Below are 14,536 nucleotides of genomic sequence, written 5' to 3'. Positions count from 1 at the left end.
GTTTAGCCGCGCTGGGCCAGGGATGGCCCATCGCGGCGACCCGCGGAGCAATGCCGGAGTGAGGGCACACCGAGCCTGGGCGAGGTGCCAAGTGGTGGGGCAAGAGCGCTTTGGTTACTTTCGCGCTTTTCGAAAGTGACCCGCCGTAAGGGCGGAACCCTAAGCAGCCCTGACCAAAAAAACGGATCTGCCCCCGTCCCAAAGAAGCCAAGAAACCAACCAACCCAAAATTGAATTGCACGCAATTCAATTGCGAACTATTTTAAACAGGCCAACCCTAGACCCCCAGAGCCAAACGATGACCGACCCCCTGCTGACCATCCCCTGCACCACCATCACCGGCGAACAGAAAACCCTGGCCGACTACGCCGGCAAAGCCGTACTGGTCGTCAACACCGCCAGCAAATGCGGCTTCACCCCACAATACAAAGGACTCGAAGCGCTCTGGCAGACCTACAAGGATCAGGGCCTGGTAGTCCTGGGTTTCCCCTGCAACCAATTCGGCAAACAGGAACCCGGTAACGAAGGCGCGATCTCCGAATTCTGCGAACTGAATTTCGGCGTCAGCTTCCCGCTGTTCAAAAAAATCGAAGTCAACGGCGCCGGCGCCCACCCACTGTTCGTCCAGCTGAAAAAACGCGCCCCCGGGTTATTGGGTTCCCAAGGCATCAAGTGGAACTTCACCAAATTCCTGATAGGCAAAGACGGTCAACTGGTCAAGCGCTTCGCTCCGGCGACCAAACCGCAGGACCTGAGCCGCGAGATTGAAGCCCTGCTCAAATGAATCCGCCGTTCGACTCCCTGCAGCTCGACAGCCAGCTGTGCTTCAAGCTGTACGCCGCGTCCCGTGCGGTGATCCGGGCCTACAAACCAATGCTGGACCAGCTCGGGCTGACTTACCCGCAGTACCTGGCGATGCTGGTGCTGTGGGAATGGCAGGAAAAGGCCCCACAGCAGCCAACAGTCAAGGCCCTGGGTGAACGCCTGGCGCTTGATTCCGGGACTCTGACGCCGTTACTCAAACGACTCGAACAGCTGCAATTGGTCCAGCGCCAGCGTTCATTACGGGATGAACGCGAAGTGCACCTGAGCCTTACGGTTGCGGGCCAGGCGTTGCGTGATCGGGTCGCGCCGCTCAAGGCCCGGCTACTGTGCGACAGCGGCGTGGATCTGGATCGGCTGCATGATTTGCGTGAAGGGCTCGATCATTTGCTGGGGCAGATCAAGGCGTTGTCGTAGCCGGCATCCATGAATCCAGCAGGGCCGCCAGCTCTTCGCGGCGGAAGGGTTTGGCGAGGTAATCGCTCATGCCCGCGGCACGGCAGCGCTCGCGTTCCTCGGACATGGCATTGGCGGTCAAGGCCACAATAGGCAATTGTGGCCAGCGTCCGCTGCGACGGATTTGCCGACTGGCTTCATAGCCATCCATCACCGGCATGTTGCAGTCCATCAGCACCAGGTCGAACTCATCGTGCTCAAGCAGATCCAGGGCCTCGGCACCATGCGCGGCGACGATGACCTCGCAACCGAGCTTGCCCAGCATGCCCTTGGCTACCAGCTGATTGACCGGATTGTCCTCCACCAGCAGCACCCGCCCGCGGCGCTGGGGTGACAGCGTTTGCAGTCGCGCATCGTTGATCGTATTGATCTCAGGTTGCAGTACCCGTCGCAATGTCTGGAACAGTGCGTTTCGCGCCAGCGGCCGCGCCTGCTGTTGCAAAGGGGCGAGGGCGCTGGCCTGTTCGCTGGGCATGAAGCTGCCGTAGGCAGTCACCAGCAGGATCGGCGCAGTGCAGGCGGGGCGCAGGACAAACAGGCATTCGGGGCAATCGGTGATGACCACGTCGGGGTCCAGGCCGATCATCGAATCATCGATCGAGCGCTGTTGATACTCGAGCCCCCACACCGGCAACACGGTCTTGAGCAGCTCTGCCAGGCCGCTGCTGGCTGCCGTGATGGCAATGACCTTCCCCTGCAAGGGTGCAGGCGCCAGGGCGCGGGTGTGGCAGGGCAGCGGCAGGTCGGCGCAGAACTGGCTGCCAAACCCGGCCTCCGAACTGATGGACAGTCGTCCCTTCATGGCTTCGCACAGGTTGTAGGTCAAGGCCAGGCCCAGGCCGGTGCCGCCAAATTGTCGGGTAATGCCGGCACCCGCCTGGGTAAACGGCTGGAAAATCTTCACTTGGGCGTCCTGGGGGATACCGATGCCAGTGTCGCAGACTTCGATTCTGACGCCGTCCTTGAAGGTGCCGAGGCGCACATCGACGCGGCCGAAACGAGTGAACTTGAGCGCGTTGGACAGCAGGTTGCTGACGATTTGCCGAACCCGAGTCGGATCACCCAACACCAGTGCCGGAAACTGCGGATCGATCAGGCAGGTCAGTTCGACACTGGGCGCGGCGTTCTGGGACAGCAGGTTGGCAGTGTCCTCGACCAGCGCACCGAGGTCGAATGGAATGTGTTCGAGTTCGAGCTGGCCAGCGTCGAATTTCGACAGGTCGAGAATGTCGTTGAGCAGTTCCACCAAGACCTTGCCGGAGTCATGGGCGATGGACAGTTGTTGCTGCTGCTCAGCATTGAGCGGACCGTCCAGGGACAACGCGATCATCCCCAGCAGGCCATTGAGCGGCGTGCGGATTTCGTGGCTCATGTTGGCCAGAAACACCGAGCGCGCTTCCGCCATATCCAGGGCGGTGCTGCGGGCAATTTCCAGTTCCTGGTTGGACTGGCTGAGCCGACTGTTGATCGCCTTGAGCTCCGCAGTCCGGGCGGAGACGATGTTCTCCAGTTGCGCGAGGTAGTCAGTCAGGCGGTTTTCGGCATTGCGCCTTTGCTGGATTTCCGTGGCGATGTTCTCGAATTGCTGGTTGGCGACCTTGACCAGCACGCCGATTTCATCGTTCTGATGCCCCGCCGGGTACTCCAGCCAGGTCGGTTCGACGCTGCGTGGATCGCGGCCACTCAGTTCGCGGATAACGCGCACAAGCGGTTTGGTCAGCATCACATAGAACAGTGCGAGCAGGATGCCAGTCAGCAACAGGCTGCGGGCAAAACCATTTAGCAGCGTCACTTCGGCCCGGCGCAGAAAGCGGCTGCCGAATGCGTAGGTGTCGACGTCCAGGCGCAGGGTGCCGAGGGACTCGGCGGGCAAGTGATCCAGGTACAGGCGGTCTTCAAACTGACGTTCGGCGCCAAACATGAAGTCGCTGATCATCCGGTAATTGCTTTGCTGCCCGGGTCGCTTGACGTTGGCCAGTACCGTGCCGTTATTGTCGATCAATCGCGCGCCGATGATGGCGGGCGAACGCAACAGGCCCAAGGTCAGCTCCTGGGCGAGTTCTGCATCGATGTTATAGGCGATGCGCGAGGCCGGGTTATGGCTGATTTCCAGCAAAGACTGGATTTCCCGGTTGATGGAGGCATCTTCACTGGCATAATCGATGCCAATCTGCAGCAGGCTGAGCAGCGTGCCGAGAATGAAACCCACGAGCACGGTCAGCCGGGCTTGTTTGTAAGACAGCCGGTTGGTGAATTTGATATCCATAGGGTGTTGAACCACTTCCGTTTCCCTTCGCTGCTCAAGCATAGTCGATGATGCATGGATACCGCTGTTGTCGCGAGCCCTCGAACATGGGTTGGGACAGGCACCTGGTCGTTGTGGATTATCGCTGTTGCGCAATCATTAATGTGAATGTGCCCAAGGAGAAGACGTGGATTCCCGATTGAATGCTTTCCTGGAGCGCGCCGATGCCGTTCTGGCCCGTATCGAACCGCTGCTGCCCGCACCCCGGCAGGCCATCGACTGGACCACTTGCCTGGCTGCGCGCTGGCAGCGCGAGGGGCGCAGCGGATTTCTACTGCCCCTGGAAGTCAGCCTCGACATGCGCTTGAGCGACCTGATCGGCGTCGATCGGCAGTTGGAGCAGTTGGGTCGCAACACTCAACAATTCCTCGATGGCATGCCCGCCAACCATGCGCTGCTGTGGGGCTCCCGGGGGACCGGCAAGTCCTCGCTGGTCCGGGCGCTGCTGGCCGAACATGCCCAGGCAGGCTTGCGCCTGATCGAGATCGAGCGCGATCACCTGGCGGACCTGCCCCGCGTGGTTGAACAGATCGCCAAGCTGCCCCAGCGGTTCGTGCTGTTTTGCGACGACCTGTCGTTCGAATCCGGCGAGGGCGATTACCGGGTGCTCAAGAGCGTACTCGACGGCTCCCTCGAGCAGGCCCCGGACAACGTATTGCTGTACGCCACTTCCAACCGCCGGCACCTGGTGCCGGAAAAGGAAAGTGACAACGAAAACTGGAAACGCGTCGACGGTGAACTGCACCCCAGCGAAGCGGTGGAAGACAAGATCGCACTCTCGGACCGCTTCGGCTTGTGGTTGTCGTTCTATCCGTTCACTCAGGAGCACTTCCTGAACGTGGTCGAACACTGGATCGGGCAACTGGCTGACAAGGCAGGCCTCAAATGGCAGCGTGACGAAGCGCTGGATATCCTCGCCGTGCGCTGGGCCACCGGACGCGGCAACCGCAACGGCCGTTGCGCCTATCAATTTGCCCGTTATTGGGTCGGATTAAAGCTGTTGGAGCACAAGGCATGATCGATTTACAACAGAGCGGCCAGGGCCTCGAAGGCTACGGCATGTTGCAGGCGCAATTGGAGTCGCTGCTGGCGGACGAGCGCGATTTCATTGCCAACGCAGCTCAATTTTCCGCGTTCCTGTTCAATCAGCTCGATGATTTGAACTGGGCCGGCTTCTATCTCAACCGTAACCATGAGTTGGTGCTGGGGCCGTTCCAAGGGCAGATCGCCTGCGTGCGCATTCCTTTCGGACGGGGTGTATGCGGGGCTGCGGCGGCGACTTTACAGACTCAGCGGGTCGAGGATGTTCATGCGTTTGCCGGGCATATCGCCTGCGACAGCGCCTCCAACAGCGAGTTGGTGGTGCCTCTGGTCAAGGACGGTCAGCTGATTGGCGTGCTCGATCTCGACAGTCCGAAACTGGCCAGATTTACCGCGCTGGACCAGGCGGGCATCGAGCAGTTGGCCGCGATTTTCCTGCGCCTGACCGATTGCTGATCACCCCTGCAAGCCTGCCTTGACCAGCAGGCTTGCAGTGTCTACCACATCAATCTGCTGTGGATCGAGGAATTGCTCTGCGTATTGCCGGTAGATTCCGGCATCGATGAACAATTCGAACAACTCGGGATCGATGTGCGCGTCCCGGCACATGGTCGCCATGATGCCCAGTGCTTCGCTCAAGGACTTGGCCTTCTTGTAGGGACGATCGGCGGCGGTCAGCGCTTCAAAGATATCGGCAATCGCCATCATCCGCGCCGGCAGGCTCATTTCTTCTCGCTTCAACTGCTTGGGGTAGCCGGTGCCGTCCATTTTTTCGTGATGGCCGCCGGCGATTTCCGCGACGTTGTCAAGGTGGCCGGGAAAGGGCAGGTGGCTGAGCATCAGTATCGTCTGCACCATATGGTGATTGATAATGTAGCGCTCCTCACGAGTCAGCGTGCCGCGGGCAATGCTCAGGTTGTACAGCTCACCCCGGTTGTACTTGTAGCGGGGCACGTCGAGCTTGAAGCCCCAGGGATTTTCCGCAGGAATAAGCTCACTCTCTGCCCGCTCGAACAGATGCTCGGGTTTGTCCGCCAGCAGGGGTTCATTGACCGGCAGGATCGGCGCCGGGGTGCGCGCCTGACGGCGGTTCTCTTCCCAGGAAACTCCCAGGCGATCGTCCAGGGTGCGGTTCCAGGTGCGTTGCGCGAGGCTGCGCAGGCGCTGCAGATCATCTTCAGCCATGGCTTCGCTGCCCAGGTTGCAGCGGGCGATGAAGGCGAAGTCTTCATCCAGCGCCGCCAGGCTGGTCTCTCGCAAGTCAGCCAGTGGCTGCTCGTCTGCGCCCTGAGCCACGCCTTGCCAGTAATCGATCCAGGCGTCGCGCTTGAGCACTTCGAAACGGGTGCGGATTTCGTGGATACGGTCATTCAGGGTTTCAAGCTTGGTGGCTTTATCGACCACGTATTCCGGGGTCGTGACCTTGCCGCAGTCGTGCAGCCAGGCAGCGATGTGCAAGGCTTCCCACTCGTCTTCGGTCGGCTGGTAGCCTTTGAACGCCGGCGCCTGGCTGGCGGCAGCGGCTTGGGCGAGCATCAGGGTCAGCGCCGGCACCCGCTGGCAGTGGCCGCCGGTATAGGGACTTTTCGCGTCGATTGCACCGGCCAGCAGTTGAATGAACGAGTCCAGCAACTGTTTCTGTCTGGTTTGCAGGCGCTGGCTTTCGATGCTCACCGCCGCCGCTCCGGAAACCGCCTGCAGAAAGGCGATGCGATCCGGGCGCAGTTTTTCCAGGTCGCTCGGGTGGCCGCTGTCGGCCAGCAGCAGTACCAGCAGGCCCACCGTCTCGTTATGCCGGTTGCGCAGGCGAATGCCGATCAGGTGAACCCGCGGGCACTCCAACGCCAGCAGCACCTTGCGCCAATCCCCGGCCTCTTCGAACCCCAGACTGGTCACCATGGTGTCGACTTCCACCAGTTGCCCAAGCCAGGCAGGACTCTGCGCAGACTTCGGCTCGTGCGCCTGAACGTCGAATGTGGGCAAATCCTGGGACGCGCCGTCGATCACCAGGCCGAGGGGAGCGAAGCGGTCACCGTCATTTTCCCGCAAGTAGATCAGGCCGGCCTGGGCCTGGCCGATCTTTACCGTTTCAAACAGCACGCGCTCCAGCAGCGGGCCAAAGCGGGTCTCGGCGCTGAGGCTGTCGGTGATCTGGAAGAAACTGGCCAAGGTGTCTTTCATGCGCGCCATCGACACGCCCAACTGGTCCACTTCGAGTACCGGTGAACGCCTGACGGAGGGAAAATTAAAGTCGAAACTGCGAATAGCGTCAGCTTCCTGAACCAGCGCGCGCAGGGGGCGGACCAGTATTCGGGAGGTCAGCCATCCCAGCGGCAGGCACAACAGCAACGTCGCCAAGGTCACCAGCGCACCTTGCCAGCGCAGGCGATACGCATCGACGAGCAGTTCATCCTCGGGCACCAGCAAAGCCAGGTGCAATCCCTTTGGACCACCTTCCTGGATGCTGCTTTGGGCCACAATCCAGCGTCGACCACCGGCCTCCAGCCGATTGCCCGGCGCCTGGTTGTTCAGCAGGGCGCCAAGGCCCGGGGTCAAATCGGCCGCCTTGATCAAGCGGGCGCTCTGGTCGTCAACAATCAGCCTGCTGCTGTCGGGATAGGCAATGGCATTGCCCTGGGCGTCGAACAGCACGATTTCGGTTGCTGGGGTCACGACGTGTTTCGCCAGGGTGGCTGACAGTTCGGCCAATGTCAGATCGGCGCCCATGACTGCCTGTTCGCCACTGCGTCGGGCCAGCGTGGTGCCTACGTTGTGGGTGGAGAAGAACACGTAAGGCTCTGTGGTGATCTGTTCCTGCTCGCTGCGAGCGCTGGAAAACCAGGCGCGAGTCCGCGGATCGTAGTCGTCGTCGGGGTGGTCCAGACGGCCAAGGAGCCTCAGGTTGCGGTCAAAAAACAGTGATTGGGACCTGACCTGGCCGCTGCGGTCGCGCTCGATGCTCCAGACCTGGAATGCGGCGGCGTCCGGCGCCTGGGTGCGCGCTTTCAGGTCCGAGGTGCGCAAGGGCCGCACCATGAAGAAATCACCGTTGCCATAACCCAGATACAGCGATGCCAGGTCTGGATTGTCCGTAAGCGCCTGGCTCAAAGGCTTGAGCAAAGCCAGTCGCTGCTCGAGGTCTGTGGCCTGGGTGGCCGGGTAGTCCGCCAGCAGGCTCAACAGATGACGAATGGGTTGGTAGGTGGCGTGCAGGTCAAGCCGCACGTCCTGCTCGATCCGTTCGAAGAGCTTTTCACTGCTCGACAATATGATCTGGGTGGTCTGTCGATAGTTGAAGATCCCCAGCACTACGCCGGTCAGCAGCAACAGCAAGGTGAACATGACGCTGATATGGATATGCAACGGCAAACGCCGCGGATCCGGGCGCAGTGGGCTGGGCATTGCAGTGTTCTCCATGGGATTTAACTCACTGCTTAGCGCCCAAGCATAGTTAAGGCTCCCCCTTTGTGCTGCGCTCGTGCTCGCTTATTTGCTGCAAAAGAGCCAGTTCCAGTTGCACCATGTCGCGTGCCATCGCCTGGGTGCAGTCGGATACGGCCTCCGCGTCCAACGGACCCTGGCAGGCTGCCTCCAGTGATTCGCAGCTGTCGATGAGGCACGAGGCCTGGATGATCCGCGCTGCGCCCTTGATTTTGTGGGCAATATCCAAAAATGCCTGTGGCTCAGCGGTGCTGGGCACCGCCAGTAACTCCTGGCGGTCCAGACGATTGCTTTTGAGCAGTTCGTTGAGTAATCGTAGATCCAGCGCCGGGTTGCCTCCCGTCAGTTGCTGCAGCCCCTCAAGGTTGAATGCCGGGGACTGCGCCTCGGGATTGAGGTTTTCAATCCAGTGGCTCAATGCGGTCAGGGTGAGCGGCTTGAACAGGCAGTCATCCATGCCGGCTTCTTTGCAGCGGGCGATCTCTTCCGGCTGGGCATTGGCAGTGAAACCCAAAATGACCGTGGGTGCACGTTGCAGGCGTTGCTCCTCGTCGCGAATGGCGCGAACCAGTTCATACCCGCTCATGACCGGCATGTTGCAGTCGGCGATCACCAGGTCGAACGCCTCGGTCTGCCAGAGGCTGAGCGCCACTGCGCCATCCTCCGCAACCCAGGACATATGACCCAGAAATTCCAGTTGCTGGCACATGAGCAGCCGGTTGGCAGGGTGGTCATCGACCACCAGGACTTTCAGGACTGTCCTGGGCGGCTGGGGTGCCTGTTCAATGGTCAATGCCGCCTGTTGCTGCGCCAGAGCTGGCAGGTGCAGTGAGACCTGCACTTGAGTTCCAAGACCTGGGCGACTGCTCAGTTGCAGGCTGCCGCCCATCAACTTGCACAGGCTGCGACTGATCATCAGCCCCAGGCCTGCTCCGCCACGGCCCGCTTTGGCACCGTTGTCTGCCTGGGCGAAAGGGGCGAACAGCCGACTCTGATCGTCTTCGCTGATACCGATGCCGCTGTCCTCAACGCTCAGATGCATCTGCACTTCGTCCGGCCCGGTGGGGCTCAGGTCGACGACGATACGGACATGGCCCTGGGGGGTGAACTTGATGGCGTTACTGATCAGGTTGGACAGCACCTGCTTGAACCGCATAGGGTCCAGCAGCACATCAATAGCGGGGTTGTCGCAGTGAAACTCCAGCAGTAGCTCGAGTTTTTTCTGCCGCGCGAGGCCCTCGAAGATATTGACCACCGACGCGACGACAGCGTGGAGGTTGACCCGTTCCGGGTTCAATTCCAGGCGGCCGGATTCGATCCGCGCAATGTCGAGAATGTCACCAATGAGCTCCAGCAGGTCCCGCGCCGAGTTGTAGGCGACGTCGATTGCGGGCCGCTCCGGGTGATTCTGTTCGATGCGCTTGAGCGTCAACTCCAGCATGCCAATGACGGCGTTCATCGGGGTGCGGATTTCATGGCTCATGGTCGCCAGAAAATTACTTTTGGCTCGGTTGGCTTCATCGGCGCGCTCCTTGGCATGCCGCAGTTCTTCGAACAATTGGCGCCGTTCACTGATGTCGATCCAGCCGCCGATGATGCCCTGGACCATGCCGCGCGAATCACGATAGGGCAGTACCCAGTGATAAATGGTCAGCCGGCGTCCACCGATGTGCAAAGCCCGGTCAAGCACCAGCGGGGTGCCTTCGGCAACCACGCGCTCATAGTCGGCCTGATATTCCCGGGCCTCGAACGCGTTGCTCATGTTGCCCGACATCACGCTTTTGCCGATGACGTCTTCGCGTTTGGCGTTGAATGCTTCGAGATAGCTGTCGTTACAGCTTTGCAGCACCCCCTGGCGGTCGCGGACATACATGGGATGCGGCGTGCCATTGACCAGCGATCGCATGAATTCGTATTGATCACTCAGCGCACGCGCCGCGGCCTGGCGCAGTTTGATCTGCCAGCGCATGTAAGCGTTCCAGGCGGCTAAAATCAGCAGCAGTACGCCGGTAATGATGACGATCTGGAAAAAAATGCGTTGGTAGTCTTGCCAGGAGTCCTGCGCCGATGCCGAGTAGCCGCGCCAGCGACTGTTGATCACCCCCAGTTCGTCCGGTGCGATGCTCAGCAGCGCTTTGTCGAGAATCGAGTTCAGCTCCCTGGAGTCCCGCGCAGTCGCCAGAGAAAACGCGGCCTGCTGAGTGCCGATAGTGGTGCTGATCTGCAGATCGTGCTCGAAAATCCGCGCGGACATGAAGTAGTTGGCGATGACCAGTGAGTTGACCGCAGCGTCGGCGCGACCGTCGGACAGCATTTCCACGGCGCTGAAGGTGTCGGGTGTCTCGATCAGTTTTATTTGCGGGAATTCGCGACGCAGATAATCCACCATCGGATTGCCCTGGGCGATGGTCAGGCGCTTGCCCTGCATCTGTTCGAGATTGGTTGGGCTACCGGCCAGTTTTCGCGTCAGCAGGACAAACGAGTTCTGCAGGTAGGGCCGTGTGAAATTCAGGTTAGCTTCACGTTGGGTGCTGGGGAGCAGGGCGGTGATCATGTCAGCCTGCCTGTCAGCGACGCGCTTGATCATCTCGCCATCATTGCGGCTGCGCTGAATATCGAAGCGCAAGCCGGTGCGCAGCCTGATCAATTCCAGAAGATCGGCCGTGACTCCGCGAAAGTTGCCGTCGCGGTCGAAGAACGTCAGCGGTGCATAGGCTTCGTTCACCACTACACGCACCACCGGATGGGCTGCCATCCAGCGCTTTTCGCGATCGGTGAACTGCAGGCTTTGATCGCTGAGCAGAATGTCACTGCCGGCGCTCCAGCGCTTGCCGATGTTGTCTTTTTCACTGGGTGGGAGTGCGGCCAGCATCGAGTTGATGATGCCCAGCAATTGCTGATTGTCTTTATGCACCGCGAAACTGAAGCCATGCGCTTCATGCTTGCCGAAGCTCGCCATGCGGATGTTGTTCAGGTAGCCCTTGTTTATCATGTAGTGAGTTGAAATCGTGTCGCCGAGAAAAACATCGGCCTGATCGAAGGCCACTGCATTGATCGCATTCTGGTAGGAGGGGTAGGGCGTGATGACCGCGTTGGGGTATAGCCTCTTGACTTCCCTCAGCGGCAGATAGTGATAGACCATACTCATTCGTAAACCCCTCAGCCCATCGGACAGGGATCGGGTTTCTTCCTCGCGCGTGACCAGCACCGGTTGATCAACGGCATAGGGTGCGGACAGCAGGATGTCCGGATGTTCGGCTTCGAAGCCGTTGGACGTGCCCAGCAAATCGACTTCGCCATTCTCCAGCGCCTCGATGGCATCGTCCCGGGTGGAGAACCGCCTGACCTTGATCGGTAAACCGGTGGTCGCGCCGAGCAAACCTGCATAGTCGGCGGTCAACCCTTCATAATCCTGGCTGCTGTCGATGGTCATGTCGAAGGGCGGATAATCGGGGGCTGAGGTGCCCAGAACCAGCTCGGACCTGTTCAGCATCCAGAGTCGTTGCGGTCGATCCAGTTGCACCTCATGTTGTGCGGCCGTGGCCCGACTGAGCAAGGAGTAGCTTTGACTTTCGATCGGCGCGGCCTGTACCGAACTGCTCGGGAAAAGAGCTACGGTCATCAGCATCAGGTATTCCTTGGCGCGACTGGGCATGCTGTTTCTCACACGAGTGCGTTGCGTTTTGCCAGTTCAATGAGTTCGACCAGCGATCTGGCCTTCAGCTTTTGCATGAGTCTTTTTTTATAAGTGCTGACGGTCTTGTTGCTCAGGAGCATGGCCTTGGCAATTTCCTTGTTACTGCGGCCCTGGGAAAAAAGTTGTAGCACCATCAGTTCTCGATCATTGACTGATTTGAACAGTTCGATCTCGGCGTGGCGAATGTGGTCGCCACGAATGGGATTGAGCGCCGCACTTGGAAAGTAGTTGTATCCTGATAATACAGCCTTGATTGCGCTCACCAGTTCACTCAAGCCTTCCTGCTTGCACACATATCCGGAGGCGCCCGACTGCATGCATCGTATGCCAAACAGTGTCGGGCATTGCGCCGTCAATACCAAAGTCTTGATGCGGGTATTCATGGCATTGAGTCGGGTGAGAATTTCCAGCCCGTCAAGTTTGGGAATGCTGATGTCGAGAATCACCAGGTCAGGCATGCATTCGCGAATCATCTGCATCGCGTCTACGCCGTTATCCGTTTCACCGACGACTTTGAATTTTTCATGCTCCAGTAACATTCTTACGGCAAGGCGGATAACTGGGTGGTCGTCGACGATAAAAACGGAGTTCATAATCAAATCCCATGCGAATGTAGATAAAGCGCGCACCTTAGCTCAGAAGGTTCCGCTATCGCATGAACAGGTCTACCTCTATCCTTAATATCAGATGATTCCTACAGCAGAGCAGGAAAAGTACTACGTTCCAACTAGTGATTTTCTTGGATAGTTAAAAGTTGCAAGGTTTCTAGCGGGCGACGATAAGTTTAAAAAAAGCTCCAGAGCGATTTTTACTGAGTTTAAGTCTGCGAGATTTTGGCGTTAATTACTTGGCTGAAGTCAACAGTGTTATAAGTTCCAGATGTTTCAGAGGCTTTATCAGAAAACCTGATAGCGGTAATCCCAGTCTGATCGCCGACTGTGCAAGTTCGTCCAGTTCCACTGATGTCAGGCTACTGAGCAGTATCGCGCGCTTGATCATTCCCATGTGCGTTGCCGCTTCGATCAGTTGCAAGCCGCGCAAGTCGGGCAAACATTGATCACACAACAGGACGTCGTAGGGTATAGGCGTCGAGCGCATCCTTTGCAGGGCGACCTCGGCACTGCCGGCCGTGGTGATGTGTTCGAAACCGTAACTTTGGAGCAGGATTTGAGTTGCTCGAAGTTGGAAGCCGTGATCTTCAACCAACAGGATGCGCAAGTCTGCTTCTTTCATCGGGATACTCACACTGAGCCGTCGAGCTGACGGAGGGTGATTATTTCGCAACAGATGGGAGCAATCGATCAGCCGGCGCGACATGCGCTGTAGGACGATTCGTCAGGCCTTGAGTGTTTCAGGGCTACTGAGGGCTGATCGGCCACACGCAGGGCGTAATGGGCGATCAGCAGGTGTCGGTCAGTGACTGGAACGACCGGTCATTTCAAGGGCCATTTCGCTGGCGTAGCTGTCGGTCATGCCGGCGATGAAGTCGATCATGCGCAAGAATGACGTATGCAACGGGCCGCGAGGGTCGGGTGCATTGTTGCCAAGCAAATCCAGGATGCGCCGGCTCTTGAAGGACGGCGTTCGACCGTCGTGCTGTTCCAGCGCCGCACCGCAGAAGGCATTCAGCAGGATCTCCAGGGTCGTGTAGGCCCCGATCTCATGCAGGGTCTTGCGTTTGTCCTGGAAGATCTTTTTACGCGCCATGTCCTTGGCATTCAGCACGCAGCGTTTTGCCGGACCGTGCATGTGCTCCACCAGATCGCCGGGCAGCATGCCGGCCAGAAGTGCGTCCTGTTGCTCGACAAACGCCCGCGCGGCGGCGTTGGTCAGGTGTTCGATGGCTTTGCCGCGCAGGATCGCCAATTTGCGCCGCCGCGAATCCGCCGGGCCTAGCTGGCGGTAGGTTTCAGGCAGATCGTCACCCACCAGGTCCAGCAACAGCGCCTCGACTTCCGCGTACTCGAGCAGCTCCATTTCCAGGCCGTCTTCCAGATCGATCAGCGCGTAGCAGATGTCATCGGCAGCCTCCATCAGGTAGACCAGCGGATGGCGCGCCCAGCGCTGATCTTCAAGCTGCGGCAGGCCGAGTTTGTGGGCGATCTGTTCCAGTAACGGCAGCTCGCTCTGGTAGCACCCGAACTTGTGCTTCTTGTAGCCCAGGGAGTCGGCATGTTTTGCCGTCCATGGGTACTTGAGGTAAGTCCCCAGAGTGGCGTAGGTCAAACGGGTGCCGCCATCGAACTGGTGGTATTCAAGTTGCGTCAGCACCCGGAAGCCTTGGGCGTTGCCTTCGAAATTGAGAAAATCATTGCGCTCGACCTCGCTCATCGCATCCAGCCAGCCGCGCCCGGCGGCCTGCTGAAACCAATGGCGGATGGCGTCTTCGCCGGAATGGCCGAACGGCGGATTGCCAATATCGTGCGCCAGGCAAGCCGATTGCACCACCATGCCCAGGTCGCTGGGTTCACACCAGTCGGGCAGGGCGTTGCGGATGGTCTCGCCAACGCGCATGCCCAGGGACCGCCCGACGCAACTGACTTCCAGCGAGTGCGTCAGGCGAGTGTGGATGTGGTCGTTGCTGGTGACCGGGTGAACCTGGGTCTTGCGCCCCAGGCGACGGAACGCTCCGGAGAAGATGATGCGGTCGTGGTCCTTGTGAAAGGGGCTGCGTCCGAGCTCTTCCGGACTGTGCAGGGGCTTTCCGAGGCGTTCGCGAGTGAGCAGGGTTTGCCAATCCAAGGCTGATTCTCTCCGTCAGGTGACTGATGGCC

At 59.4% G+C, this 14,536-nt stretch carries 10 protein-coding genes; 4 read left to right on the top strand and 6 right to left on the bottom strand.

Annotated elements, in window-relative coordinates:
- The first annotated feature begins 298 nt into the window (after positions 1-298).
- Both AAEZ09_RS25115 and AAEZ09_RS25110 read left to right on the top strand, forming a co-directional pair.
- Positions 299-784 (top strand): glutathione peroxidase, encoded by a 486-nt coding sequence (locus AAEZ09_RS25115; RefSeq protein WP_205892141.1) that lies wholly within the window; start codon positions 299-301, stop codon positions 782-784.
- Complete coding sequence (locus AAEZ09_RS25110; RefSeq protein WP_045058085.1) at positions 781-1,239, top strand: MarR family winged helix-turn-helix transcriptional regulator; 459 nt, start codon at positions 781-783, stop codon at positions 1,237-1,239. Before AAEZ09_RS25115 ends, AAEZ09_RS25110 begins: the two co-directional genes overlap by 4 nt.
- Here the strand turns inward: AAEZ09_RS25110 and AAEZ09_RS25105 are convergent.
- Positions 1,223-3,544, bottom strand: a complete 2,322-nt coding sequence (locus tag AAEZ09_RS25105; RefSeq protein WP_122841365.1) for a hybrid sensor histidine kinase/response regulator — start codon at positions 3,542-3,544, stop codon at positions 1,223-1,225. The two genes, AAEZ09_RS25110 and AAEZ09_RS25105, sit on opposite strands and share 17 nt — an antisense overlap.
- Positions 3,545-3,710: 166 nt before the next feature.
- Between AAEZ09_RS25105 and AAEZ09_RS25100 the strand changes: the two genes are divergently transcribed.
- Positions 3,711-4,601 carry a DUF815 domain-containing protein gene (locus AAEZ09_RS25100; protein ID WP_205892142.1) on the top strand — a complete coding sequence of 297 codons (891 nt, stop codon included), beginning with the start codon at positions 3,711-3,713 and terminating at the stop codon, positions 4,599-4,601.
- Positions 4,598-5,080 carry a free L-methionine (R)-S-oxide reductase MsrC gene (gene msrC, locus AAEZ09_RS25095; RefSeq protein WP_045058088.1) on the top strand — a complete coding sequence of 161 codons (483 nt, stop codon included), beginning with the start codon at positions 4,598-4,600 and terminating at the stop codon, positions 5,078-5,080. Before AAEZ09_RS25100 ends, msrC begins: the two co-directional genes overlap by 4 nt.
- Here msrC and AAEZ09_RS25090 read toward each other — a convergent pair whose 3' ends face one another.
- From AAEZ09_RS25090 to AAEZ09_RS25070, 5 genes are all read right to left on the bottom strand, one after another.
- On the bottom strand, positions 5,081-8,026 hold the full coding sequence (locus AAEZ09_RS25090; RefSeq protein ID WP_350601204.1) for an HD domain-containing phosphohydrolase: 2,946 nt from the start codon (positions 8,024-8,026) through the stop codon (positions 5,081-5,083).
- Between the two features lie 49 nt (positions 8,027-8,075).
- Positions 8,076-11,720: a transporter substrate-binding domain-containing protein gene (locus AAEZ09_RS25085; protein ID WP_350601202.1), complete on the bottom strand. Its 3,645-nt coding sequence runs from the start codon at positions 11,718-11,720 to the stop codon at positions 8,076-8,078.
- A gap of 8 nt (positions 11,721-11,728) precedes the next feature.
- Positions 11,729-12,355: a response regulator transcription factor gene (locus AAEZ09_RS25080; RefSeq protein WP_205892145.1), complete on the bottom strand. Its 627-nt coding sequence runs from the start codon at positions 12,353-12,355 to the stop codon at positions 11,729-11,731.
- Positions 12,356-12,605: 250 nt separating this feature from the next.
- Positions 12,606-12,995: a response regulator gene (locus tag AAEZ09_RS25075; RefSeq protein ID WP_045058092.1), complete on the bottom strand. Its 390-nt coding sequence runs from the start codon at positions 12,993-12,995 to the stop codon at positions 12,606-12,608.
- A gap of 180 nt (positions 12,996-13,175) precedes the next feature.
- A complete protein-coding gene (locus tag AAEZ09_RS25070; RefSeq protein ID WP_045058093.1) occupies positions 13,176-14,504 on the bottom strand; it encodes a deoxyguanosinetriphosphate triphosphohydrolase in 1,329 nt (442 codons plus the stop codon).
- Positions 14,505-14,536: the final 32 nt, after the last annotated feature.

Origin of the sequence: Pseudomonas sp. 65/3-MNA-CIBAN-0223 (assembly GCF_040310425.1) — a bacterium.
GTDB lineage: Bacteria > Pseudomonadota > Gammaproteobacteria > Pseudomonadales > Pseudomonadaceae > Aquipseudomonas > Aquipseudomonas gregormendelii.
This window is presented reverse-complemented; position numbering and strand designations above follow the sequence as displayed.

Bases quoted from the DNA above. Each gene is read 5' to 3' on its own strand.
- AAEZ09_RS25085 (WP_350601202.1), bottom strand. From the start codon at position 11,720: ATGCCCAGTCGCGCCAAGGAATACCTGATGCTGATGACCGTAGCTCTT.
- AAEZ09_RS25080 (WP_205892145.1), bottom strand. From the start codon at position 12,355: ATGAACTCCGTTTTTATCGTCGACGACCACCCAGTTATCCGCCTTGCC.
- AAEZ09_RS25075 (WP_045058092.1), bottom strand. From the start codon at position 12,995: ATGAAAGAAGCAGACTTGCGCATCCTGTTGGTTGAAGATCACGGCTTC.
- AAEZ09_RS25115 (WP_205892141.1), top strand. From the start codon at position 299: ATGACCGACCCCCTGCTGACCATCCCCTGCACCACCATCACCGGCGAA.
- AAEZ09_RS25105 (WP_122841365.1), bottom strand. From the start codon at position 3,544: ATGGATATCAAATTCACCAACCGGCTGTCTTACAAACAAGCCCGGCTG.
- AAEZ09_RS25110 (WP_045058085.1), top strand. From the start codon at position 781: ATGAATCCGCCGTTCGACTCCCTGCAGCTCGACAGCCAGCTGTGCTTC.
- msrC (WP_045058088.1), top strand. From the start codon at position 4,598: ATGATCGATTTACAACAGAGCGGCCAGGGCCTCGAAGGCTACGGCATG.
- AAEZ09_RS25090 (WP_350601204.1), bottom strand. From the start codon at position 8,026: ATGCCCAGCCCACTGCGCCCGGATCCGCGGCGTTTGCCGTTGCATATC.